The organism is Micromonospora sp. NPDC000207, from assembly GCF_040300925.1.
Taxonomy (GTDB): Bacteria; Actinomycetota; Actinomycetes; order Mycobacteriales; family Micromonosporaceae; genus Micromonospora.
The window spans coordinates 1-23472 of record NZ_JBEPEQ010000007.1; the positions used below are offsets into that span (position 1 = coordinate 1).

20 protein-coding genes and 3 pseudogenes are annotated in these 23472 nt (G+C 71.9%); 10 read left to right on the top strand and 13 right to left on the bottom strand.

What is annotated here, in order from left to right; genetic code table 11:
* The coding region (locus ABT336_RS03550) for an Rv1486c family protein (protein ID WP_502891092.1) at positions 1 to 320 on the top strand (320 nt) is incomplete at its 5' end.
* Here the strand turns inward: ABT336_RS03550 and ABT336_RS03555 are convergent.
* From ABT336_RS03555 to ABT336_RS03585, 7 genes and pseudogenes are all read right to left on the bottom strand, one after another.
* Positions 224 to 577: pseudogene (locus ABT336_RS03555) on the bottom strand (HAD hydrolase-like protein); the annotation flags it as partial. The gene ABT336_RS03550 and the pseudogene ABT336_RS03555 sit on opposite strands and share 97 nt — an antisense overlap.
* Positions 578 to 653: 76 nt before the next feature.
* Complete coding sequence (locus ABT336_RS03560) at positions 654 to 1718, bottom strand: ferrochelatase (RefSeq protein ID WP_350894908.1); 1065 nt, start codon at positions 1716 to 1718, stop codon at positions 654 to 656.
* 59 nt (positions 1719 to 1777) lie between these two features.
* A complete protein-coding gene (fabI, locus tag ABT336_RS03565; RefSeq protein WP_350894909.1) occupies positions 1778 to 2545 on the bottom strand; it encodes an enoyl-ACP reductase FabI in 768 nt (255 codons plus the stop codon).
* A gap of 21 nt (positions 2546 to 2566) precedes the next feature.
* The gene (gene fabG, locus ABT336_RS03570; protein WP_350894910.1) at positions 2567 to 3271 is read right to left on the bottom strand and encodes a 3-oxoacyl-ACP reductase FabG; all 705 of its coding nucleotides are present in this window, start codon (positions 3269 to 3271) and stop codon (positions 2567 to 2569) included.
* A gap of 118 nt (positions 3272 to 3389) precedes the next feature.
* Positions 3390 to 4340 carry a VWA domain-containing protein gene (locus ABT336_RS03575; protein WP_350894911.1) on the bottom strand — a complete coding sequence of 317 codons (951 nt, stop codon included), beginning with the start codon at positions 4338 to 4340 and terminating at the stop codon, positions 3390 to 3392.
* The gene (locus ABT336_RS03580; protein WP_502891093.1) at positions 4337 to 5362 is read right to left on the bottom strand and encodes a DUF58 domain-containing protein; all 1026 of its coding nucleotides are present in this window, start codon (positions 5360 to 5362) and stop codon (positions 4337 to 4339) included. The genes ABT336_RS03575 and ABT336_RS03580 overlap by 4 nt, the downstream gene beginning before the upstream one ends.
* Entirely contained in the window at positions 5347 to 6447 is a 1101-nt protein-coding gene (locus ABT336_RS03585; RefSeq protein WP_350894913.1) for an AAA family ATPase, read from the bottom strand. The genes ABT336_RS03580 and ABT336_RS03585 overlap by 16 nt, the downstream gene beginning before the upstream one ends.
* A 445-nt stretch (positions 6448 to 6892) precedes the next feature.
* Here ABT336_RS03585 and ABT336_RS03590 point away from each other — a divergent pair, with 445 nt between their 5' ends.
* The 3 genes from ABT336_RS03590 to ABT336_RS03600 all read left to right on the top strand — a co-directional run bounded on the left by ABT336_RS03590 (position 6893) and on the right by ABT336_RS03600 (position 9416).
* Positions 6893 to 7117: a hypothetical protein gene (locus ABT336_RS03590; RefSeq protein WP_350894914.1), complete on the top strand. Its 225-nt coding sequence runs from the start codon at positions 6893 to 6895 to the stop codon at positions 7115 to 7117.
* A complete protein-coding gene (locus tag ABT336_RS03595; RefSeq protein ID WP_502891094.1) occupies positions 7114 to 7662 on the top strand; it encodes a PH domain-containing protein in 549 nt (182 codons plus the stop codon). Before ABT336_RS03590 ends, ABT336_RS03595 begins: the two co-directional genes overlap by 4 nt.
* Positions 7663 to 8006: 344 nt before the next feature.
* Positions 8007 to 9416 carry a PH domain-containing protein gene (locus tag ABT336_RS03600; protein ID WP_502891100.1) on the top strand — a complete coding sequence of 470 codons (1410 nt, stop codon included), beginning with the start codon at positions 8007 to 8009 and terminating at the stop codon, positions 9414 to 9416.
* Positions 9417 to 9841: 425 nt separating this feature from the next.
* On the opposite strand, the pseudogene ABT336_RS03605 reads toward ABT336_RS03600, so the two are convergent.
* Positions 9842 to 10876: pseudogene (locus ABT336_RS03605) on the bottom strand (phosphatase PAP2 family protein); the annotation flags it as partial.
* A 126-nt stretch (positions 10877 to 11002) separates the two neighbouring features.
* Between ABT336_RS03605 and ABT336_RS03610 the strand changes: the two are divergent.
* Positions 11003 to 11380, top strand: a pseudogene (locus tag ABT336_RS03610) (thioesterase family protein); the annotation flags it as partial.
* 131 nt (positions 11381 to 11511) lie between these two features.
* A complete protein-coding gene (locus ABT336_RS03615; RefSeq protein WP_350894915.1) occupies positions 11512 to 12342 on the top strand; it encodes an MBL fold metallo-hydrolase in 831 nt (276 codons plus the stop codon).
* Between the two features lie 114 nt (positions 12343 to 12456).
* On the opposite strand, the gene ABT336_RS03620 is transcribed toward ABT336_RS03615, so the two are convergent.
* The gene (locus ABT336_RS03620; protein WP_350894916.1) at positions 12457 to 13389 is read right to left on the bottom strand and encodes a carbohydrate kinase family protein; all 933 of its coding nucleotides are present in this window, start codon (positions 13387 to 13389) and stop codon (positions 12457 to 12459) included.
* A gap of 410 nt (positions 13390 to 13799) precedes the next feature.
* On the opposite strand from ABT336_RS03620, the gene ABT336_RS03625 reads away from it, so the two are divergent.
* Positions 13800 to 14924 carry a lytic polysaccharide monooxygenase gene (locus ABT336_RS03625; protein ID WP_350894917.1) on the top strand — a complete coding sequence of 375 codons (1125 nt, stop codon included), beginning with the start codon at positions 13800 to 13802 and terminating at the stop codon, positions 14922 to 14924.
* Between the two features lie 93 nt (positions 14925 to 15017).
* Here ABT336_RS03625 and asnB read toward each other — a convergent pair whose 3' ends face one another.
* Positions 15018 to 16979, bottom strand: coding sequence for an asparagine synthase (glutamine-hydrolyzing) (asnB, locus tag ABT336_RS03630; RefSeq protein ID WP_350894918.1), 1962 nt, complete (start codon positions 16977 to 16979; stop codon positions 15018 to 15020).
* 114 nt (positions 16980 to 17093) lie between these two features.
* On the opposite strand from asnB, the gene ABT336_RS03635 reads away from it, so the two are divergent.
* Together ABT336_RS03635 and ABT336_RS03640 are read left to right on the top strand one after the other, a co-directional pair.
* Positions 17094 to 18575 (top strand): aminopeptidase P family protein, encoded by a 1482-nt coding sequence (locus tag ABT336_RS03635; RefSeq protein WP_350894920.1) that lies wholly within the window; start codon positions 17094 to 17096, stop codon positions 18573 to 18575.
* Between the two features lie 490 nt (positions 18576 to 19065).
* On the top strand, positions 19066 to 20910 hold the full coding sequence (locus ABT336_RS03640; RefSeq protein WP_350894921.1) for a hypothetical protein: 1845 nt from the start codon (positions 19066 to 19068) through the stop codon (positions 20908 to 20910).
* Positions 20911 to 21037: 127 nt separating this feature from the next.
* Here the strand turns inward: ABT336_RS03640 and ABT336_RS03645 are convergent, their stop codons facing one another.
* The 3 genes from ABT336_RS03645 to ABT336_RS03655 form a co-directional block, all read right to left on the bottom strand.
* Positions 21038 to 21751, bottom strand: a complete 714-nt coding sequence (locus ABT336_RS03645) for a cellulose binding domain-containing protein (protein ID WP_350894922.1) — start codon at positions 21749 to 21751, stop codon at positions 21038 to 21040.
* 212 nt (positions 21752 to 21963) lie between these two features.
* Positions 21964 to 22353 (bottom strand): DUF6841 family protein, encoded by a 390-nt coding sequence (locus tag ABT336_RS03650; RefSeq protein WP_350894923.1) that lies wholly within the window; start codon positions 22351 to 22353, stop codon positions 21964 to 21966.
* A gap of 68 nt (positions 22354 to 22421) precedes the next feature.
* A complete protein-coding gene (locus tag ABT336_RS03655) occupies positions 22422 to 23141 on the bottom strand; it encodes a hypothetical protein (protein WP_350894924.1) in 720 nt (239 codons plus the stop codon).
* A 54-nt stretch (positions 23142 to 23195) separates the two neighbouring features.
* Between ABT336_RS03655 and ABT336_RS03660 the strand changes: the two genes are divergently transcribed.
* A complete protein-coding gene (locus ABT336_RS03660; RefSeq protein WP_502891095.1) occupies positions 23196 to 23390 on the top strand; it encodes a hypothetical protein in 195 nt (64 codons plus the stop codon).
* Positions 23391 to 23472: the final 82 nt, after the last annotated feature.

A 23472-nucleotide genomic window follows, 5' to 3' on the forward strand; every position in this document is an offset into this window, starting at 1 on the left:
CCGCCGCGCTGGCCGAGACCACCGCCGTCCTGACCCGACTGGACGTCGCCCAGTGGCGACCCGAACTGGCCGGGGCGCTGGCCGCGCTGCGCCGCCCCGACGGCACCACCGACCTGCCCCCCGGCTTCGACCCGCGCGCCCGACGGCTCTTCGCCCGCGCCGCCGTCCTCGACCGGGTCCTGGCGTTGGCCGGGCACGCCGCACCCGGCGGGGCGGTCAACAACTACGAGGCACAGCTGCGCGACGCGGCCCTGCGCCCCCTCACCGCCGCCTGCCGACAGGCCCTGGTCGCCGCCTGCAACGCCCCGCTGCGCCCCTGACCGTACGGGTAGCGCTCCGCCTCCGCCCGGGAGCTGATCCCGGTCAACACCCGGATCGTCTCCAACCCGGCCCCCAGACCACACAGGACGTCGGTGTCCATCCGGTCACCGATCATCGCGGTGCTCTCCGAGTGGGCGTCGATGGTGTTCAACGCCGACCGCATCATCATCGGGTTGGGCTTGCCCACGAAGTACGGGTCGACCCCCGTCGCCTTCGAGATCATCGCCGCCACCGACCCGGCCGCCGGCAGGGTGCCCCCGGCACCGGCTGCCCCTCGTGCACCAGCACGCCGTCCATGTCGGTCAGCCAGCTCTCGACCGGCTTGCGTTCGGTCATCGTCCCTCCCCTCGCGGCGTCGTCGACGCGGGCGAGGGTCGACGGGCGGGCACGCAGCACACCGTCGGGCAGGTGTCCCAGATCGGCAGCTCACCGAGGCGGCGTCGCCGGTCCACCCCGTCCGGGTCGATCCGCTCCTGGACCAGTTCCCGGATCATCGCCACGAACCGGGGATCGGTCTCGGGGGTGCCGGCGCGGACGAAGTCAAGGCCGAGCCGGCGGGCGGTCTCCAGCGCCTCGGTGTCGAGGTCCCACACCACCTCCAGGTGGTCGGAGACGAAACCGATCGGGCTGACCACCACCGACGAGGTGCCCCCCTCGGCAAGGGCGGCCAGGTGGTCGTTGACGTCCGGCTCCAGCCACGGCACGTGCGGCGGGCCGGAACGGCTCTGCCACACCAGGTCGTACGGCAGGTCCGGGGCGGCCTCGGTGGCCACCAACCGGGCCGTCTCCCGCAGCTGGGCCTCGTACCGGCCGCCGTGCGGACCGGCGTTGGCCGCCATCGAGGTGGGGATCGAGTGGGCGGTGAACACCAGCCTGGTGGTGTCCCGGCGGGCCGGGTCGAGCCGGGTCAGCGCCGCCCTGACCGCGTCGGCGTGCGGCTGGACGAAACCCGGGTGGTCCCAGAACTGCCGCAGCTTGTCGATGGCCGGCGCGTCCGGGCCGACCGCCGCACGCGCGGCGACGACGTCCTCCTGGTACTGCCGACACGACGAGTACCCGCCGTACGCGCTGGTGACGAAGGCCAGGGCGTGCCGGACCCCGTCGTCGCGCATCTGTGCCACGGTGTCGGCGAGCATCGGGTGCCAGTTCCGGTTGCCCCAGTACACCGGCAGGTCGAGACCGTGCTCGGCGAAGTCCTCACGGATCGCGGCGAGCAGGTCCCGGCACTGCTGGTTGATCGGGGACACCCCACCGAAGTGCTGGTAGTGCTCGGCCACCTCGGCGAGTCGCTCCGGCGGGACCCCCCGCCCCCGGGTCACGTTCTGCAGGAACGGCATCACGTCCTCGGGCCGTTCGGGGCCACCGAAGGAGACCAGCACCACCGCGTCGTACGCCATGGCACCATTCTGGCCCGCCCATCCCGACGGCCCGCCGACACCCCTCACTTCCTCACATCTCAGGCGCCGGTGGCGTGGTACCCGCCGTCGACGTGGACGATCTCGCCGGTGGTGGCCGGGAACCAGTCCGAGAGCAGGGCCAGGCAGGCCCGGGCGGCCGGCTCGGCGTCGGTGAGGTTCCAGCCCAGCGGGGACCGCTCGGTCCAGGCCTGCTCGAACCTGTCGAAGCCGGGGATCGACTTCGCGGCGATGGTCCGCAGCGGTCCGGCGGCGACCAGGTTGCTCCGGATGCCCTTCGGCCCCAGGTGCAGGGCGAGGTAGCGGGAGGCTGACTCCAGGCCGGCCTTGGCCACGCCCATCCAGTCGTACACCGGCCAGGCCTTGGTGGCGTCGAAGGTCAACCCGACAACGGCCCCGCCGGGGGACATCAGCGGCAGCGCCGCCATGGCCAGGGACTTGTACGAGTACGTCGACACCTGCAACGCCGTCGCCACGTCCTCCCACGGCGCGTCGAGGAACCCACCGCCGAGGCAGCTCTGCGGGGCGAACCCGATCGAGTGCACCACCCCGTCGAGCCCGTCGACGTGCTCGCGTACCTTCCCGGCGAGTCCGGCGAGCTGCTCGGCGTCGGTGACGTCGAGTTCGATCACCGGGGCCGGTTCGGGGAGTCGCTTGGCGATCCGCTCGACCAGGGAGAGCCGGCCGTAGCCGGTGAGCACTACCTGTGCGCCGTTCTCCTGGGCGAGCTTCGCCACCGAGAAGCCGATCGAGGCGTCGGTGATGACGCCGGTGACCAGCAGTCGCTTACCGGCCAGCAGTCCGGACATGTGGTGTTCCTCCGTGTTTTCTCAGTGACCCATACCCAGGCCGCCGTCGACCGGGATCACGGCGCCGGAGATGTAGCTCGACCCGTCCCCGCCCAGCCAGGCGACCACTGCGGCGACCTCCTCCGGGCTGGCCAGTCGGCCGGCCGGGATGGCCTTGACGTACTCGGCCCGACGCTCCTCGGGCAGGGCGGCGGTCATGTCGGTGTCGATGAAGCCGGGCGCGACCACGTTGGCGGTGATGTTGCGGCTGCCCAGTTCCCGGGTGATCGACCGGGCCACGCCGACCAGGCCGGCCTTGCTGGCCGCGTAGTTCACCTGACCGGGGCCGCCGTAGAGACCGATCACCGAGGAGATGAAGATCATCCGACCCCACCGGGCCCGCAGCATCTTTCCCGAGGCCCGCTTGGCGCAGCGGAACGCGCCGGTCAGGTTGGTGTCCAGCACCCGGGTGAACTGTTCCTCGCTCATCCGCAGCAGCAGGGTGTCGTCGGTGATCCCGGCGTTGGCCACCAGCACCTCGACCGGCCCCAGCTCGGCCTCGACGGCGGTGAACGCCGCGTCGACCGAGGCGGCGTCGGTGACGTCGCATTTGACCCCGAAGAGTCCCTCCGGCGCGTCGCCGGAGCGGTGGGTCACCGCCACCCGGTCGCCCTGCTTGGCGAAGGCCTGGGCGATGGCCAGGCCGATCCCCCGGTTGCCACCGGTCACCAGCACGGTACGGGCCACGGGTCCCCCTCGGAGTGTCGCTGATCCACGTCGGTGGGGAGCCTAGGCGTTACCGGCAGGTAAGCGCTAACCCACCACGCCCGGCACCCCACCGGCTGGAACCGGTGCCACGTCGGGCTCAGATGATCCGGGAGGTCCAGAGCAGGCTCGTCGCCCCGGCGCAGAGCGCCAGCAGCAGCGCCAGGCCGGCGTACCACTGGGTGATCTCGCGGGCCTCGGTCCGGAACCCGATCGAGCTGCCCATGTCCTGGTAGACCTGCTTGAGTTCGGTGACCGAGGCGGCCTCGTAGAAGTAGCCCTCGGTGGTCTCGGCCAGTTGGGCCAGGGCCATCCGGTCCACAGGCACCCGCTGGAGCTGACCGCCGATGTCGACCATCCCGGTGTCGGTGCCGAAGGCGATGGTGGAGACCGGGACGTTCGCCGCCTGCGCCGCGCTGGCGGCCTCCTCGACCGACCGGCCGGAGGTCCGGAACCCGTCGGAGAGCAGCACGATCCGCGCCGGGGGGATGCCCGCCGCCCCGTCGGCCGGCACCGACCGGATCGCCTCCAGGCAGGTGAAGACCGCCTCACCGGTCGCCGTCGCCTCGGCCAGCACCAGCCCGTCGATCGCCCCGGTCACCGCGGCCCGGTCCTTGCCCGGCGGCACCAGGACGTTCGCCGACTTGGCGAACGACACCAACCCCAGGTTGTACGTCTCCGGAAGCTCGTCGACGAACTGCTTTGCCGCCTCCTGGGCGGCCTCCAACCGGTTCGGGGAGACGTCGTCGGCCTGCATCGACAGGGACACGTCGATGGCCAACATGATGGTGGCCCGCTCCAACGGCTCCCGGGTGTCCAACGCGGGCCGGGCCAACGCGCTGGACAGGACCAGCAGACAGAGCAGGAACGCGGTGGCCGGCACGTGCCGACGCCAACCCAACCCCTTCGGCGCGACGGTACGCAACAGGTCCACGTTGGCGAACCGGACCGCGTACGCCCGCCGGTTGCGCTGCCGCCACACGTAGAGGGCGGCGAGGGCCAGCACCGGCAGCACGGCCAGCAGCCACCACGGTTGCAGAAATCGGATCATCGTGTCGTCCCCCGGGTGCGGGCGTGCCGCTGTGCGGCGACGAAGCGCACCATGTCCAGCAGCCAGTCGGTGTCGGTACGCAGACGCAGGTGCGCGGCCCCGGCCCCGCGCAGCTCCCGGGCGATCGCCGTCCGCTGGGCCGCAGCCGCCTCGGCGTACCTGCGGCGCAGCCCCGGATCGGCGGTCTGCACCTCGTGCAGCTGCCCGGTCTCCGCGTCGACCACCGGGAGCACCCCGACGTCGGGCAGTTCCAGCTCACGCGGGTCGACCACCTCGATGGCCAGCACGTCGTGGCGGACCCGAAGCTTACGGACCGGTCGGCTCCACTCCTGCGGCGGGGCGAGGAAGTCGGAGATGACCACCGCGACCCCCCGCCGTCGCGGCGGCCGGTTCAGCATGTCGACGAGCGCGCCGAGGTCGCTGCGTCCCGGCCGGACCGGGGTCCGGGCCAACGCCCGCAGGAGCCCCTGCGCCTCCTTGCGGCCGGACCGGGCCGGAACCCGGACGGTCACGCCCGGCCCGGGCTCCGGGGGTGGGGTGGATCGTCGCCACCGCCGGGCCGGTGCCGGCGGCGTCGCCGGGCCGGTGCCGATCACCGCGCCGATCCGGTTGCCTCCACGCACCGTCAGGTGGGTCATCGCCGCGGCCGCCGCGATCGCCACGTCCCGCTTGAGCCACTGCCCGGTGCCGAAGTCCAGGCTCGCCGAGAGGTCCACAGCGAGCCACGTCTCCAACTCCCGGTCGGCCACGGTACGCCGCACGTGCGCGGTGGTGGTCCGGGCGGTGACCGGCCAGTCCATCCGGCGTACGTCGTCACCGGGGCGGTACTCCCGCGACTCCCCCGCCTCGCTGCCCGGTCCGGGCAGCAGACCGGCGTAGTCGCCCTGGAGCAGGCCGTCGAGTTTGCGGGTCACCATCAGTTGGAGGCGGGACAGGACGGCCTCGGTCCGGGGCGCGACAGCCGGGGTGGAGGGTCCCGAACCGGTGGGGGTGGACTCGGTCACGGCTACTGTCCGGGCCACCCGCCGCCCGGCGCACCGACCGGGGGTGGGGTGGCCTGCTGCCGGGGGGCCACCGAGGGCAGCGGGATCGTCGACATCACCCGGTGCACCACGTGGTCGGCGGGCACGTCGTCGGCGAGCGCGTCGTAGCTGAGCACCAGCCGGTGCCGCAGCACGTCCGGCGCGATGTCCTGCACGTCCTGGGGCAACGCGTAGTCCCGACCGCGCAGCAGGGCGATCGCCCGCGTCGCCCGGACCAGCCCGAGGGAGGCGCGCGGGCTGGCACCGTACTGGATCAGTTGCGCGACGTCGGGCATCCCGTGCTCCGCCGGGGTACGCGTGGCGAGCACCAACCGGACCGCGTAGTCGACGAGCGCGTTGTGCACGAAGACCTGGTCCGCCTTGCGCTGGAGGGCGATCAGGTCGGTGGTGGTGAACACCCGCGCCGGGACCGGTGGGGCCACGCCCATCCGGTAGACGATCTCCCGCTCCTCGGCGTCGGTCGGATACCCCACCACCACCTTCATCAGGAACCGGTCCCGCTGCGCCTCGGGCAGCGGATAGACCCCCTCCTGCTCGATGGGGTTCTGGGTGGCCATCACCAGGAAGGGATCCGGCACCCGATGGGTCTCACCGCCGATGGAGACCTGCCGCTCGCTCATCACCTCCAGCAGGGCGGACTGCACCTTCGCCGGCGCCCGGTTGATCTCGTCGGCGAGGAGGAAGTTGACGAACACCGGCCCCAGCTCGACGTCGAACTTCTCGCTGGACTGCCTGTAGATCCGGGTGCCCATCACGTCGGCGGGCACCAGGTCCGGGGTGAACTGCACCCGGGCGAACGAGCCGCCGACCACAGTGGCCAGGGTCTCCACGGCGAGGGTCTTCGCCACCCCGGGCACCCCCTCCAGCAGGCAGTGACCCCGGGCGAGGAGCGCGACGAACATCCGCTCCACCATCCGGTCCTGCCCGACGATCACCCGCTTGATCTCGAACAACGCCCGCTCCACCAACGTGGCGTCCTCCGCCGGGGTGGTGACCGGAGCGGAGGGGCCCTGCGGGTCGCCGTCGGTCGGCGTCGGGGCGTCGGGTGTGGTCGGCTGGGCCACCGGTCCTCCACAGCGTGGTCGGTCGTCGTGTCGTCGTGCCGTACAAGACTCGCATGCCCGGCTGAGAGCCGAGACACGGAGAAGCCGATTTTCGCCCTCCCGTCCCGGGTGCCCGAAACGCCGCCACGGGTGGACACGGAGGGGTCCGGCACGTGTACGATTCATCCCGTCGCCGGGCGGCTCCCCCCGTGGCCGCCCGGCGCTCGAACTCCCGGCCGCCCGACCTGATCCGGCCGCCGGTCACCCCCACCGCACAGGCGTTCTCGCCGCCCTCCCCCTGCGTTCTCGCCGCCTCCCCGCCACCTGCCCGCGTCGCCCTGCCCGGTGCCCTGCATCGCTCAGCCGGTCGGGTGCCTCCGCCGCTCAGCCCAGAGCCTTCGCCGCTCAGCCGGTCGGGGCCTTCGCCGCTCAGCCGGTCGGGGTCGACGGCGTTAGACTCGCTCGGATGAGCGCCCCCGTCGAACCGCCGCCCGTCTGTTCGGCCCGCGGCTGCCGCGCCGGGGCCACCTGGGCGTTGCACTGGAACAATCCCCGCCTCCACCAGGCCGATCGGCGCAAGACCTGGATGGCCTGCCCGGAGCACCGGGCCTTCCTCGGGGACTTCCTCGGTGCCCGTGGCTTCCTGCGGGAGGTCGCGGCGGCACCCGGATCGCCTACGCTCGACACGTGAGCGCACCCGACAGATCACCGACGGTCAGTGGCGGCGAACCGGCCGGGGCCGCCCCGGTCAGCCCGCTGGAGCCGTGGCCGGCCACCGTACGCTGGCAGTCGATCTCCCACGACCAGATCTGGGTGGAGTTGATCCGGTTGTCGATGACCCTGGCCGTCCTGCTGTTCGGCACGGCAGTGGGGTGGGCGTGGACGGGTCACTGGCTCTTCGGCACCGCGCTCGGTCTCGTGGTGCTGATCGGGGTCCTGCGGGTGATCGGGATCGTCCGCGCGGTCAGGGCCTGGGGGTACGCCGAACGCGAGAACGACCTGCTGGTCCGGCACGGGCTGCTGGTCCGACGGCTCTCCATCGTGCCGTACGCCCGGATGCAGTTCGTGGACGTCAGCGCCGGTCCGCTGGAGCGCGCCTTCGACCTGGCCACCGTGCAGTTGCACACGGCAGCGGCGGCCACCGACGCCCGGGTGCCCGGGCTGCGTCCGGCCGAGGCGTCCCGGCTCCGCGACCGGCTCACCGCGCTCGGCGAGGACCGGGCGGAGGGGCTGTGACCGCAGCCGCCGGACCGGCACCGTCGAACGGCCGACCCGACCCCGATCCGACGACCGGACAGTTCGGCGCGGAGCCGGCAGACCGGCCCGTCCCCGCCCCACAGCCCGGACAGTTCGGCCCGGAGCCGACAGACCGACCCGTCCCCGCCCCACAGCCCGGACAGTTCGGCCCGGAGCCGACACCGCCGCCGGGCGAAGCGTTCGACCCGACCGACGCCGGCACCCCGACCGACGACGCACCAGCACCGGCACCGGCACCGGCACCGGCGGTACCCGACGCTCCGGTGCCGTCCGACGCTCCGGTGCCGGCGGTGCCCGGCGTTCCGGTGCCGGTGACGACCGGGGTGGTGCACGCCCTCGCCGGAGGGGTGATCAGTGGGCCGGCCGGACAGCCGGTCCACCCGCCACCCGGTGGGCCGCACGTCGGCGTCGGCCCGACCGTGGAGCCCCGGCAACGACTGCATCCGCTCAGCCCGGCTCTGCAGGGAGCCAAGTCACTGGTCGTGGTGATCGCCGGGCTGTCCTGGTCGACCCTGTCCCGGGTGGGCTTCGGCTGGTTCGCGGTGATGGTCGCCGTGCTGGCCCTGGGCGCCACCATCCTGGCGGTGATCAGCTGGTACAACACCGGATACCACGTCGTCGGCCGGGAACTGCGGGTCTACGAGGGGCTGCTGTGGCGGCGTACCCGGGCCATCCCGTTGGAACGGTTGCAGGCCGTCGAAGTGGTCCGGCCGCTGCTCGCCCAACTCACCGGCCTGGCCGAGCTGCGGTTGGAGGTGGTGGGCGGCGGCAAGACCGAGGCCCCGCTGGCGTACCTGACAGTCGCCGACGCCACCGCGCTGCGCGCCCGGCTCCTCGCCCTGGCCGGCGGGGTGACCGCTCCGGCCAGGGCGAACACGCCCGAGTCCACCACCACCGACGCCGCCCCGGCACCCGCCCCGGCCGGTCGGCCCCTGCACGCGGTCCGCAACCAGCATCTGTTGATCAGCCAGCTGCTCACCCCGCAGGCGATCATGCTGCCCCTCGGCGTGGCGTTCGTGACGACCCAGTTCCTCTCCGAGGGTTCCTGGTCCTTCGTCGCGGTGGCGAGCACGCTCACCGCGATGGCCGGGGTCGTCCTGCAGCCGATCCGACGGGTCCTCGACGACTGGGCGTTCCGCATCGCCCGCGACGACGAGGTGCTCCGGATCCACAAGGGGCTGCTGGAGACCCGGGCGCAGACCGTTCCGCTCAACCGGGTCCAGACTGTCGCGGTCACCTGGCCGCTGCTCTGGCGGTTCAAGGGATGGCTGCGGCTACGACTGGAGGTGGCCGGCTACTCCGCCGGCGAGTCCGACGACCGCAACCGACCCGACCGACTGCTGCCGGTCGGTGACCTCCCCACCGGGGAGATGATCGTGGCCGAGGTGCTGCCCGGGGTACGCCTGGCCGACCTGCCGATGGCCCCGCCCCCGCCCCGGGCCCGCTGGCTGAACCCGCTGAGCCGGGCCCGGTTGGGCAGCGGACTCGCCGACGAGGTGTTCGCCGCCCGGTCCGGTCTGCTGACCCGGAACCTGGCCCTCGTGCCGTACGCCCGGATCCAGAGCGTCCGGGTGGTCCAGGGGCCCTTGCAGCGGCGGCTGCGCCTCGCCACAGTGCACGCCGACACCGCCGGTGGGGCGGGTGCCGCCGCCAAGGACCGGGACCTCGCCGAGGCGTGGGCGTTGGCCGCGGAGCTGACCGACAGGGCACACGCCGCTCGTACCCGCCAGTGACGGCCGCACCCGACACTGGCGGCCCCATCCGAACGTGGCGGCCGGGTTCGACAGTGGCGGCCGGGTTCGGTGCTGACTGTCGTATCCGACACTGACGCCCGCCCGGCCCGCATCGGTGCGGGTCGGACGGGCGTCGGGTGTCGGTGTCCGGGTTGGTCGGGGCGGGTTGCTCAGCTGACCGGCACGCCCGGGGTCCCGGTCGGGGGTCGGCCCTTGGTGTCCGGATCCACCCCCGGCTCCGGGTCTGCTGTCGGCTTCGGCTTCGGCTCCGTCCCCGGCTTCGATTCCGCCGTCGGCTCCGGCTCCGTTCCCGGCTCCGATTCCGCTGTCGGCGTCGGCTTCGGATCCGTCCCCGGCTCGGAGACAGCCACCGGCTGCCGGTCCGTCTCCGGGTTCGTGCCGCTCGTCGTCGGCGGGGTGGCCCCGGAGTCGGCGTCCCGGGCGGCGGCCTCCGCCCCCACCGCTGCCCGGTCGTAGTCCGGCCCGGCGGCCTCCTGTGCCGGCGTACGTCGTCCACGGCGCTTGCGCCACCACCGCTCGGCCAGTCCGACGACGAGGAACGTCATGCCGACGTACACCCAGCCGACCAGGACGTCGATGATGTAGTGCTCCCCGGAGTAGACCAGGGTGAAGGTCATCGCCAGCGGGTAGAGCAGCAGCAGCGGCCACCAGCGGCGGCGTACCGAGGGGAAGAAGAACAGCACCACGAACAGCGCCCAGGCGGTGTGCAGCGACGGCATCGCCGCGACCGGGTTCGAGGCGATCTGGCCGGCGTTGAGCAGGTTGCCCGCCCCGCCCATGCCGAACGCCCGCCAGCCTCGCGTGGAGATCCGGGCGACCTCCTCGATCAGCCCGTACTGCGCCGCCCACCAGGGCGGGGCGGCCGGGTAGATGAAGTAGGTGGCCAGCCCCGAGGCGCACAGGAACCCGAACCGGCTGATGAACGCGATCCACCGGGCCCGGTTGCGCATCCAGAGGACGGCGGCGGCGGCGAAGGCCACCACGAAGTGGGAGAAGTACACCCAGCTGACCAGTACGTCGTACCACTGGACGGTCGGCTGGTAGAGGTGCTGCTGGAGCCAGACGGTCGGCACGACACCGCCGGTGAGCCACCCGAACATCACCAGGTCGGCGACGATCAGGTCGTACGAGTACGGGATCGCGCCGTTGTCGGCGAAGCCCCGGGAGAGGTTGTAGATGACGAGCAGGATCACCACCGGCGCCCAGTCCCGACCGAACCGCAGGTGGCTGCGCCACGGGCGGGCCGAGTTCCAGGCGATGGTCGCCGCCCAGATCCACACGAAGGCATAGACCGGGTCGGTGGGCAGGCCGATCGTCAGCCAGCCGGTGACGAAGGCGACACTCCAGATCGACATGGCGATCAGGCGACGTCGCCCACCGTCGTCCGGTACGGGCGTGTCGGTGCGGGCGGGGGGCTGGGGGTCAGTCACGACGGCCATCGCGGTCAAGGTTAACGGCGTAAGTCGTATCGATGGACGCCGACCACCCCCGATGACCGACCCCGCTGCTCGGGTACCGGATGGTCCTGCTCCCCGGCGGGCCCGGACCCGCCTAGGCTGTGGGGCATGCGGGAGGAATCCCTCGCCCCGGGGTTGAGCGGCCGGGTCGAGCTGACGGTGACCGAGTCCGACACGGCACTGGCTGTCGGCTCGGGGGACGTGCCGGTGCTCGGCACCCCCCGGGTGCTGGCCCTGACCGAGGCGGCCACCGTGGCGGCCCTGGCACCCCGGCTACCTCCCGGGTCGACGAGCGTGGGGGTCCGGGTGGAGTTGGAGCACCTGTCGGCCACCCCGGTGGGCCGGACCGTGGTGGCCGAGGCCCGGCTGACCCACGTACAGGGACGGCGGTTGACCTTCGAGGTGACCCTCACCGAGGGTGCCGAGACGGCGGCCCGGGGGCGGGTGGAGCGGATGGTCGTGGACCGGCGACGCTTCCTCGACCGGATCGGCCAGGCAGCCCCCGGTACGCCCCCGGACGGGCCCGGTCCCACCGGAACCCCCGGTCCCACCGAGACGGCCGGTCCCGCCGGAAATGCTGGTCCCGCCGGAACGGCCGGTCCCATCGGGGGGTCGGCGTGAGCCTGCGCTTCGTCGAGGTCGCCGACCGGGTGTACGTGCTGCAGGAGCCCCTGCTGCGGGTCAACGTCACCCTGATCTGCGGGGAGGGTGCGGCCCTGCTGGTGGACACCCTCTCCACCCCGGGGCAGGCCGCCGCACTGGCCGCCGCCGCCCGGGAGGTGACCCCCCACCCGTGGAGCATCGTCAACACCCACCACCACTTCGACCACTGCTTCGGCAACGCCACACTGGCCGGGGATCCTCCCTGCCCGGTCTGGGCCCATCCGTTGGCCGCCGAGGCCCTCCGGGAGCAGCCCGGGCGGATCCGTCGGGAGGGGGCCGAGGAGATCCGGGCCGAGCTGCCGGGGCTCGCCGCCGAGCTGGCCGAGGTGGAGGTGCTGGCCCCGAACCGGACGGTGCGTACCGAGGAGTGGATCGACGTGGGGGGTCGGCCGGTGCTGCTGCGCCACCCCGGTCGGGGGCACACCGCCGGGGACGTGGTGGTCCGGGTACCCGACGCGCAGGTGCTCGTCGCAGGGGACCTGGTGGAGCAGGGGGCACCCCCGGACTTCGCGGACTCGTACCCCCTGCACTGGCCGGAGGCGGTCGCCGACCTGCTCCGGTCGAGCACCCCGGGGACGCTCGTCGTCCCCGGCCACGGGGATCCGGTGGATGTGGCCTTCGTTCAGGAGCAGCACAGCCGGCTCGCCGAGCTGGCCTGGCTGATCCGGTCCGCCCACACCGCCGGGGCCCCGCCGGAGCGGGTCGCGGCGGAGGCCCCCTTCGGGGCCCGTGCCGCCCTCACCGCCGCCCGACGGGGCTACCGCCACCTCGACGGCGAAGACTGACCCGGGCACCTCCCACCCGCGCGCACCCCGGACCCGCCCACCTCGGCATCGCCTGCGCGGGTGACGGGAAAGGGGTGCCCTTCTCTACCGGAGGCGTTAAGAAGGGGCCCTTCCTTACCCAGGGAAGCGGGTGTGGACCTGGGGGCGGGTGGGCATGGACGTCGCCCCGCCGGGGGACTCGCAGACCACCGCGGCGACCCGGAGGGCGAAGGCCACCCGGTCGGCCCATCCGGCGAGGTCGGCGGGTTCTCCGTCGGCGAGCAGGTCGGCGACGAGCGCGGCCATCACCGAGTCACCGGCCCCGGTGGCGTCCACCGCCTCGATCTTCGGGGCGGGTACGCGTACCGTCTCGGTGCCGGTGGCGACCAGCGCGCCCTGCGCACCGAGGGTGACCACCACTGCCTTCGCCCCGAGTTCCCGCAGGTACGCCGCGACCGACTCGACGGGCTGGCCGGGGTAGAGCAGTTCGGCGTCGGCGGCGCTCAGCTTGACCAGGTTCGCCCCGGCGGCGAACTCGGCGACCACCGCCCGCAGCGCGTCCCACGCGTCGGGGCCGTCGAGCAGGCGGGGGCGGACGTTCGGGTCGAAGACCCGCAGCCCACCGGCGAGCGACCAGGCTCGGCGGGCGGCGGCGAGGGTCGCCGGGCAGAGCAGCACTATCGACCCGGCGTAGAGGACGTCGGCCCCGGCGACCAGGTCGGTGTCGAGCGCGTCGGCTTCGAGCAGCCCGTAGGACGGGGGGTCGCCGTAGAAGCGGAAGTCGGGTTCGGGACCGGCGAAGGTGGTCACGGCCAGGGTGGTCGGGGCGGCGACGGTGACGGTGCCGGCCAGTCCGACGCCGGCGTCGGTGAGGAAGGACCGGATCCGGTCGGCCAGGGTGTCCTCGCCGAGCGAGCCGACGAACTGGACCTGTCCTCCGAGGCGGGCCACGCCGACGGCCACGTTGAGGGGGCCGCCGCCGATCGCCTGTCGGAAGACGGGGGCTCCGTCGTGCTCGGAGTCGAGCAGGTCGACAAGTGCCTCGCCGAGCACCACCGCGTGTCCCATTCGGAGTCCCTTCACCGCACCGCGTCCGTACCGCCCGCCGGTCGGGGCCGACGGCGTCTTGATCACCGTACCGGTGTCGGGGCGGGCGCGCCCCGCGCCCGGGGCGGGGGTTCCACCGGTCTGGGCTGTGCCGCCCCTGACGTGGGCGATCACCCCCGACACATCGAAGTGAGGCTATTGCACGTGGGGGGTTCGGCGTGGTGAGATGAGGGTGGTCGGACGACGCGGGGGGCTGCCGCGTTCGCCGATCGCGGGTAAGAGCCAACGCGAGGGCACCCGGTCCGTGTGACGGACCGACGCGACAGACGCTCGCCCGGCCCCACCGGGGCTGTGGTGCGTCACGCGATCGTCGATTCCGCTCGTCAGCGGGTCGGTCGGTGACGGCCGTTCCGCGAGTCAGGAGAACTTCCGTGAACCGTTCCCGTACGGCTGCGTTGCTCACCGCGGCCGTGACCCTCGCCGTCGGTGCCCTCACCGTGGTGATCCACTCTTCCCCGGCCGCCGCGCACGGCGCGGCCATGACCCCGGGCAGCCGCACCTACCTGTGTTGGCGCGACGGCCTCAGTCAGACCGGTGAGATCAGGCCCAACAATCCGGCCTGCTCCTCCGCCGTCAACACCAGCGGGACCAACTCGCTGTACAACTGGTTCAGCGTGCTGCGCTCCGACGCCAACGGCCGGACTGTCGGCTTCATCCCGGACGGCAAGCTGTGCAGCGGCGGCAACACCGGTTTCAGCGGGTACGACGCGGCCCGTAACGACTGGCCGCTGACCCACCTGACCGCCGGGGCCCGGATGGAGTTCAAGTACTCCAACTGGGCACACCACCCGGGCACCTTCTACTTCTACGTCACGAAGAACAGTTGGAGCCCGACCCGGCCGCTGGCCTGGTCCGACCTGGAGGAGCAGCCGTTCCTCCAGGTGACCAACCCGCCGCAGCGCGGCGCTGTCGGCACCAACGACGGTCACTACTACTTCAGCGGGAACCTGCCGGCCAACAAGAGCGGCCGGCACATCATCTACTCCCGCTGGGTCCGCTCGGACAGCCAGGAGAACTTCTTCGGTTGCTCGGACGTCACCTTCGACGGTGGCAACGGTGAGGTCACCGGGATCGGCTCGGGCGGCAACCCGCCCACCACGCCGCCGACGACCCCGCCGACCACTCCTCCCACCAACCCGCCGACGACTCCGCCGACGACGGGCCCGACCACCCCGCCCACCACGCCCCCGAACAACGGTGCCGGCTGCATGGCCGTCTACAAGGTCACCAGCACCTGGTCCGGTGGGTTCCAGGGTGAGGTGGAGATCATGAACCACACCTCCAACACGTGGTCGGGATGGTCGGCGACCTGGACCCTCCCGGCGGGACAGACGATCCACAGCGTGTGGAACGGCTCGTCGACCCTCTCCGGTTCGACGATCACCGTCGCCAACGCGGGCCACAACGGCGCCCTCGCACCGGAGGGACGGACCAGCTTCGGGTTCGTGGCCGGCGGTACGGGCGCACTGCCCACTGTCACCTGCACCGGCCGGTGACCTGAGTCCACCACGACGGACCGAGGGGGCCGTTCCCGTGACGGGATCGGCCCCCTCGTTCGCTGCCTGTAGGGCCGCAGGACGACGGACGGGTCAGCGGACCATCGAGCCGACCACCGGCTTGGTGAGCAGGGCGGACTGGTTGCGCTGGATACCCGGGTCGAGGGTCTTCGCCACGAAGATCGAGTGCCAGATGCAGAAGATCAGGACGGTCCACACCTTGCGGGAGTGGTCGGCCTCCTCCCGCTTGTGCTCCTCCAGCAGCCGCATGGCGTACGACAGGTCGATCAGGTCACCGGCACCGGAGTTGGACAGCACCCACCGGGCCCACTCGTACATCTCCCCGCGCAGCCAGACCCGGGTCGGGGTCGGGAAGCCCAGCTTCTTGCGGTTGACGATGGCCGGGGGGACCACGCCCTGCAACGCCTGACGCATGGCGTACTTGGTGGCCTCCGAGCGCGGCGGGAGCTTGAGGTCCACCGGGATGGTGGCCGCCACGTCGAACACCTCCTTGTCAAGGAACGGGACCCGGACCTCCAGGGAGTGCGCCATGGAGATCCGGTCGGCCTTGACCAGGATGTCGCCCCGCAGCCAGGTGTACAGGTCGACGTACTGCATCTTGGTGACGTCGTCGAGTTCGGTGCACTCGGCGTAGATCGGGGCGGTGACGTCGGTGTAGCGCACCGAGGGGTCGTAGCGGCGCAGCAGGTGCTGCTTCTCCTCCTCGGTGAACATCCGGGCGTTGCCGTAGTAGCGCTCCTCCAGCGGGGTGGTGCCGCGCTCCAGGAAGCTCTTGCCCTTGACGCCCTGCGGGATGGCCCGGGAGACCGCCCGGAGCCCCTTCTGGACCCCGCCGGGCAGGCCGTTGACGCTGCTGAGGGAGAGCGGCTCCCGGTAGATGGTGTACCCGCCGAAGAACTCGTCGGCCCCCTCGCCGGAGAGGACCACTGTGACGTGCTCGGCGGCCTTCTTCGCCACGAAGTAGAGCGGCACCAGCGCCGGGTCTGCCACCGGGTCGTCGAGGTGCCAGATGATCTTCGGCAGGGCGTCGATCATGTCCTGCGGCCCGATCTTGGTCGGGATGGTGGTCACGTCGAGGTGCCGCGCCGAGTCCTGGGCCACGTCGATCTCGGAGTAGCCGGGGACGTCGTACCCGACGGTGAAGGTGAGGATCTTCGGGTTGAACTCCCGCGCCAACGCCACCACGGCGGTGGAGTCGATGCCGCTGGACAGGAACGAGCCGACCGGCACGTCGGAGCGCATGTGCATCCGGACGCTCTCCCGCAGCGTCTCCCGGATCTGGTGGTAGAGCCGCTGCTCGTCGGCGACCGGGGCGGGCCGGAACACCGGGCGGTACCACCGGCGCACGTCCAGTCGCCCGTTCGGTGCCCAGGAGAGGTACTCCCCCGAACCGATCCGGTTGATCCCCTTGTGCAGGGTCCCCGGCTCCGGCACGTACTGGAGGGTCAGGTAGTGGCTGAGGTTCGCCGTGTCGATCCCGGCGTCACCGGCGTACGCGGACTGGGCGAACGGCAGCAGCGCCTTCTTCTCCGAGGCGAGGTAGAGCCCGTCGGCGGTCTCCAGGTAGTGCAGGGGCTTGATGCCGAAGTTGTCCCGGGCACCGAAGGCCCGCCGTTCCTGGCGGTCCCAGATGACGAAGGCGAACATACCGCGCAGCCGGGTGAGCACCTGCTCGCCCCAGTAGTGGTAGCCCGCGACGATCACCTCGCCGTCACCGGCGGTGGCGAACTGTGCCCCGTACTGCCGGATCAGCTCCTCGCGCAGCTCGATGTAGTTGTAGATCTCACCGTTGAAGGTGAGCAGGTAACGGCCGCCCGCGTACGGCAGGGGCTCGTGACTGGAGGCCACGTCGATGATGGCCAACCGCTTGTGCGCGAAGACCCCGTCCGCGTAGTGGCCGGTGGCGTCGCCGATGACCTCGACCCCTGTCTCGTCCGGTCCGCGGTGGTGCAGGCATTCCAACGCCCCCGCGATGTGGTCGCGGTGGGCGGCGGCGTTGCCGTTCGCGCTGAAGAAGGCCAGGAGTCCGCACATGGCCGCCATCTTTCCACGTGCCCGCGACTCCCCGTCGCGGCACCGGAGGGTCTCCACCCCACCCCCGCACGCAGGTACCGTCTGGACCAGTGGGCGACGGAAGGGAGCGGACTGATGAACGAGGAGCGGACCGGTGGAGAACCCACCGACGGCACCGAATCGCACGACCCTGATTTCCCGGAGGCCTTCCTGTCCTTCATGCGGCAGGGATGGCGGGACACCACCCTCCCGGTGGCCCCCCGGCCGCAGGCGCCCGACCACGCCAAGCGCCGGGCCGCGCTCTCCGCGGCCTTCCCCGGCGAGACGCTGGTCATCCCCACCGGCGGGGAGAAGGTACGCGCCAACGACACCGACCATCCGTTCCGCCCCGGCAGCGACTTCGTCTACCTGACCGGTGACCACGACCCGGACAGCGTGCTGGTGATGCGGCCCACCGGATCGGGGCACGACGCCACCCTGTACATGCGACCCCGGTCGTCCCGGCAGACCGACGAGTTCTTCCGCAGCCGCCACGGCGAGCTGTGGGTCGGCCGACGGCACACACTGGCCGAGAAGTCCACCGAGCTGGGTCTGCCCACCGCCGACCTGACCGAGTTGGAGGCGGCGCTGGCCGACCTCGCCCCGGCCCGTACCCGGGTGCTGCGCGGCTTCGACGACCGGGTCGACGCCGGGGTGCGCCAGTACGACGGTCCCCGCGCCGAGGGGCGGCCCGCCCGCGACCGGGAGCTGGCCGTCGCCGTGTCGGAGCTGAAGCTGGTCAAGGACGAGTGGGAGATCGCCCAGCTCCAGGAGGCGATCGACGCCACGGTCCGGGGGTTCGAGGACGTGGCGCGGGTCCTCCCGGCCGACCGGTCGGTCTCCGAGCGGCTGTTGGAGGGGGTCTTCGCGCTGCGGGCCCGACACGACGGCAACGACGTCGGATACAGCTCGATCGTCGGGGCCGGCGAGCACGCCACGATCCTGCACTGGGTGCACAACCACGGTGCCACCCGACCGGGTGACCTGCTGCTGATGGACATGGGGGTGGAGGGGCGCAACCTCTACACCGCCGACGTCACCCGGGTGCTGCCCGTCGACGGCCGGTTCACCCCGTTGCAGCGCCAGGTCTACGACATCGTGTACGCCTCACAGCAGGCCGGCATCGACGCCGTCAAGCCGGGGGTGGCGTTCAGGGAGGTCCATCTGACCTGCATGCGGGTCCTCGCCGAGGGGCTGGCCGACCTGGGGCTGCTGCCGGTGAGCGTGGACGAGGCGATGGACGAGAAGTCGTCGGTCTACCGGCGGTGGACGCTGCACGGCTTCGGTCACATGCTCGGCCTCGACGTGCACGACTGCTCCAACGCCCGCAGGGAGACCTACCGGGACGGGGCGCTCGGGGAGGGCTACGTGCTCACCGTCGAGCCGGGGCTCTACTTCCAGCCCGAGGACGAGTTGGTCCCCGAGGAGCTGCGCGGGGTGGGCGTCCGGATCGAGGACGACGTCCTGGTCACCGCGACCGGTGCGGTGAACCTGTCGGCCGCGCTGCCGCGTCGGTCCGACGAGGTGGAGACCTGGTTGGCCCAGCAGCGGGAGGCCGGACCCCGGCTGCCCGGGTGACCCGACGCCGACAGGCGGCTCGTCCCCGGACGGCAGGTACGCCCCCGATACGGACTTTCCTCGGTTAAGTCCGCCTAGTGGCGATTCGCCCGCTACGGTGGGTTTCAGGACGTGAACACGACAGTCCTTCTGCTCCACCCGTTGGTTGCCGTCGCCGGACCGTACCGGCGAGCCGCGCCGAGACCGCCCCGACGGTGCTCGGCTGATCCACATAGCTCGGGGCCCATGCCGACGGAGACCCTCCGTGGCACGGGCCCCGACCCGTACCCGGCCGGGTCGCGGCATCTCCCGAGAACCGGCCTTTTCCTCCCGCTCTCGCCCATAACCAGGCGGTAAATGCCCGGTTGTGGGCTTTTTTCGTATATGCCCTCGAAGCGAGGGATGCTCTCCTACGGTGGTTTTCAGCAGCTACAACCGATTTGTAGCCAAGGGGCGCCTCGCCATGGCGGAGCGACCTTGTCTGAATACAAGGAGAGGGCAGAGAGCTCCGATGTCCAATCACCTGAACACCAGCGACGCCGTCGACCCGACGGCGCGCAACCGCCGTAAGAAGTGGCTCGCCACCGGAATCGCCGGGTTGACCGGCGTGGTCAGCCTCGGCCTGGTCGCGGCCACCAACGCCGGTGCCGTCACCCGTGTCGACGACCTCGGCGGCCAGCAGAGCCAGCGGGACGACTCGGCCCGGGGCGAGGGCCAGAACGGCCGCGAGGGTGACGGCGACCAGGTCCTGAACGTCACGAACGTGCCGTGCGACGTCAACGAACTGTTCGCCGCGATCAACCTGGCCAACCAGCACCTGGGCGGGACGCTGAAGCTCGCCCGGGACTGCACGTACGAGCTGCGCAACGGGACCGCCACAACGGGCCCGTCGACAGGCAGCAACGCGCTGCCCCCGATCACCACCGACATCACCATCCTGGGCGAGCACTCGTCCCTGGAGCGGGCCTTCGACCTGCCGAGCGCGGCACCGGCGTTGTTCCGCATCTTCCAGGTCGGCCCCGGTGGCAACCTGCGCCTGAGCGACCTCACCCTGCGCAACGGTCTGGTTACCGGAGGGAACGACGGTGGGGCCATTCTGGTGCAGGCCGGCGGGCGGGCCGAGCTCAACGGCGTCAAGCTGACCCAGAACAACGCCGCCGGGGGCGGAGCTGTCGGCGGGGCGATCGCCAACCTGGGCACCACGGTCCTCAAGGACAGCAGCCTGACCCTGAACAACGCGGGGGGCAGCGGCGGTGCCGTCTCCAACACCGGCACGCTGACCGTCGAGAAGACCTACTTCGAGGCGAACAAGACCTCCAGCATCGCACCCAACGGGGGCGGAGCGGTCGCCAGCACCGGCGGTACGGTGCAGGTCAGGGAGAGCACCTTCGTCGGCAACCAGACCGCCGGCAGTGGAGGTGGACTCCAGCTCACCGCCGGCTCCGGGTCGGTCACCGACACCACCTTCCGACTGAACATCGCCACCTTCAACGGCGGCGGCATCGGCAACACCGGCGCCGACCTCCAGCTGCGCAACGTCAAGTTCGTGCAGAACACCGCGATCCTGTCCGGCGGTGGCCTCTTCACCTCTCCCGGAACGACCACCACTGTCCTGCCGGGTGAACCCACGTTGCCGACCGACCAGGTCCAGCAGTCCGAGAACGGGTCCAGCGAGGCCGGCGGGAACCGGTCCGAGTCCGGCAAGGGCGAGGACGGCAAGGGCAAGGGCGAGGACGGCAAGAGCGAGTCCGGCAAGGGCGACGAGCGCAAGGGCGAGGACGGCAAGGGTTCCCAGCGCGAGTCCGGCAAGGGCAGCACCGCGGAGAAGTCCGGCGGCAAGGGCGCCGGTGAGGGCGGCGAGCGCCGCGGCGACCAGAAGGGCGAGCGCGGCGACCAGAAGAAGGACGAGCGCGGCGGCGACCAGAAGAAGGACGAGCGCGGCGGCGACCAGAAGAAGGACGAAGAGGGGAAGAAGCAGGAGGAGAGCCAGGGGATCGAGGTTGCGGGCTCGGCTATCGAGCAGCGGATCGAGGAGCACCGGGGCACCACGTTCTTCGGCAACGTCGCCGGTCTGCTCGGCGGGGGCGTCACCAACAACGGTGTGCTGACCCTTGCCGACACCGCGATCCTGCGCAACCAGGCCACCCAGACCGGTGGCGGGATCCACAACGGTGTGACCGGCACCGTCGTGATCCAGCGCAGCATCATCACCGAGAACCAGGCCGGTGCCGAAGGCGGCGGCAACTTCAACGCCGGGCCGACCGGCAGCGTCACAGTGGACATCCGGTCGCGGGTGTTCAAGAACAACCCGGCGAACTGCGCCCCGCTGGGCAACATCGCCAACTGCCAGGGCTGAGTACCAGCAGGACGGCCGGTGATCCAACGGCTGAGTGGGGCACCGGCCCCGTCGGGAGCGGCCTTCACGGCCGCCTCCGGCGGGGTCGGTTCCCGTCCGCCCGCGCCCGGGGTGGACGGCTGCGGTGTCAGGAACCGGAGCAGGGCGCGCCGTTGACGGTGCAGCTCACCGGGGTGTGGTCGGTGGTGGTCCGTTCGATGTGGAAGCGCAGGGGTGCCGTGCCCCCGGGGGGCAGGTCGACGCCGCCGACGTAGGTGAAGACGCCACCGTCCATGCCGGCCCGTCCCTGCTCGGTCCCGTCCACCCAGGCCGTGACCAGTCGGCCACGGGGAAAGACCAGCCTGACCTTCCAACCCTCGTCACCGGAGCCGGTGTTTGTCACCATCACCTCGCCGATGAAGGCGTCACCGTAGCTGTTCGTCACCCGGTACCGCCCGGTCATCGTCGCCCGGCGGGGTGGTGCGGGACGGGTGGTGATCTGGTCCGGCTCGGTCGGCCGGGCCGCCTCCCCCTCCTCGACACGCTCGGTACGGGGCGGCGTCTTCGGCGACGACGGGGACGGGGACGGCGACGGGGGTTCCGTCGTCCTCGACACGGTCGAGCGGGGCGACAGACCCGGGACGGGCGGCGGTGCGGGGGTGCGGACGACCACCTCCGGCGCGGCCGGTGCGAACTCCTCCTCCGACGGGGGCAACGCGGGGAACGAGACGGTGTTGTCGGCCGAGCCGAAGCTGACCTCCCCGTCGGGCCCTCGGCCCTGACCGGACCAGGACGCCACCCCGAAGAGCACCACCATCACGACGACGCCGACCGACACCACGATCCAGGGCGAGGACGCCACGACTCCGGTACGAACCGAATCTTGACCACCGCGCATGCCGGACATAACCCTCCCCGGTCGGTCCCGTCCGGAGAGCGTAACGATCGTGGGCATTGTCGGAAAGTGGCAGGGTCGATACGTTCCACCGAATCCGGGCCGTCCGGGCTCCGCAGTGGAGTCTCCGTGGTGGTCCGCAGTGGAGTGTCCCGCCGCCGTCCCCGGTGGGACCGACGTCACCCGGTCCGGATGACGGTGCAGATCAGCGGCCCGGTGTCGGTCTGGCGCAACAGGTAGCGGTAGTGCTCACCGGGCACCCGCCGACCTGCGGTGTCCAGGAACTCCCACTCGATCGCCACCTCGGTCAACAGGGCCGAGACCTGCTGCACGTCCTCGATGACCGCGTTCGCCGCGATCAGTTCGTGCTCCTGGTAGTCGGGGGCGGCACCGACGAAGGACAGCGCCACCGCCGCCGGGGTGCTGAACGAGAAGCTGTAGGTGTCGGCGACCACCAGCCCGGGCAACGCGTAGCAGGCGGCGACGGACGCCACGTCGCCGGTGGTCAGCGCGACGCCGTACCTGTCGAAGAAGTCGGTGAGGGTGTCGAGATCGGTCGAGGCTGTCACGACACTGCAATTGCCGTCCGGCCCCCGCGTCAAACGTCCCGCCCCGCGTCACACAGCGCAGGCCCGGCTCAGCGTGGCGGAACCCGTACCTCGATCTCCCTGCCCAGCTGGGCACCTCCGTCGAGGCCGAGGTCGTCGCCGCTCCAGAACCGTCCCGGGTCGTACCAGTTCGGTCGACGCCCGGCCGGGAGCAGCCCCATCGCCTCGTAGGTCACAGCGACCACCTCGGCGCAGTACGCCGTCTCCAACGTGGCGTCACCGACCGGGACCTCCCCGGGCGTCTCCGGCGGGGACCCGGCGGGCGGGGGCTGCGGCGGGTCGGCCCGGCGTCCCAGCACCGGCACCCGGATCGCGGGCATCCGGACGGCCGGCACCCGACCCCGGAACCACCGCCAGGCCAGCTGCGCGGTGGAGGGGAAGGGGGTGCCGTCCAGGCGGGCGACAGTCCGCAGTACGGCCTGTTCCATCTCCTCGTCCGCCGATGGTTCGAGTTGGCGCAACCAGGCTCGCTGGCCGTACCGGTTGGCCCAGACGCAGACGGCGTCACGCAGGTCGTGCAGCTGGACGCCACGGTGGTGGGTGCCGGTCCACATGTCCGGCAGCGACCTGCCCAGTTCGGCGTGCCACATCAGCGGCGGCATGTCGTCGAGCACCACCGCCATCCCGACGTGGTTCACCGGACTGTTCGTGGTCAGTTGGATGGCACGGTCCGGCACACTGCGCCCCCGGAACACCCACACGTCGCCGGTACGGGTCAGTTCCACGGCCTCGTCCAGGCTGATGCTCATGCCGCCCGTGCTCCCCTGGTGGTTCGGTCACCCATCGGCGTCTACCCTAGGCCGATGCGGCAACGGGTGCGGTGGTGGAAGGTGCTCGGGCTGGCCGGTCTCGCGGGGGTCGCCGCCTCCGGAGTGGTCATCGCCCGGGCCGAGCGGCGGCGCAGGGCGTACACCCCTGAGGAGATCCGGGACCGGCTGCGCAGCCGGCACGCGGCGGTCACCTCCGCCGACCCCACCGGCGAGGCCCCCACCTCCTGATCCGCCGGGGGTCTCCCGTGGCGGAATGGCGACGGGAGGCAGGGGTGTTGCACCTGCCGGATGCCCGCATCGACGCGTCGGC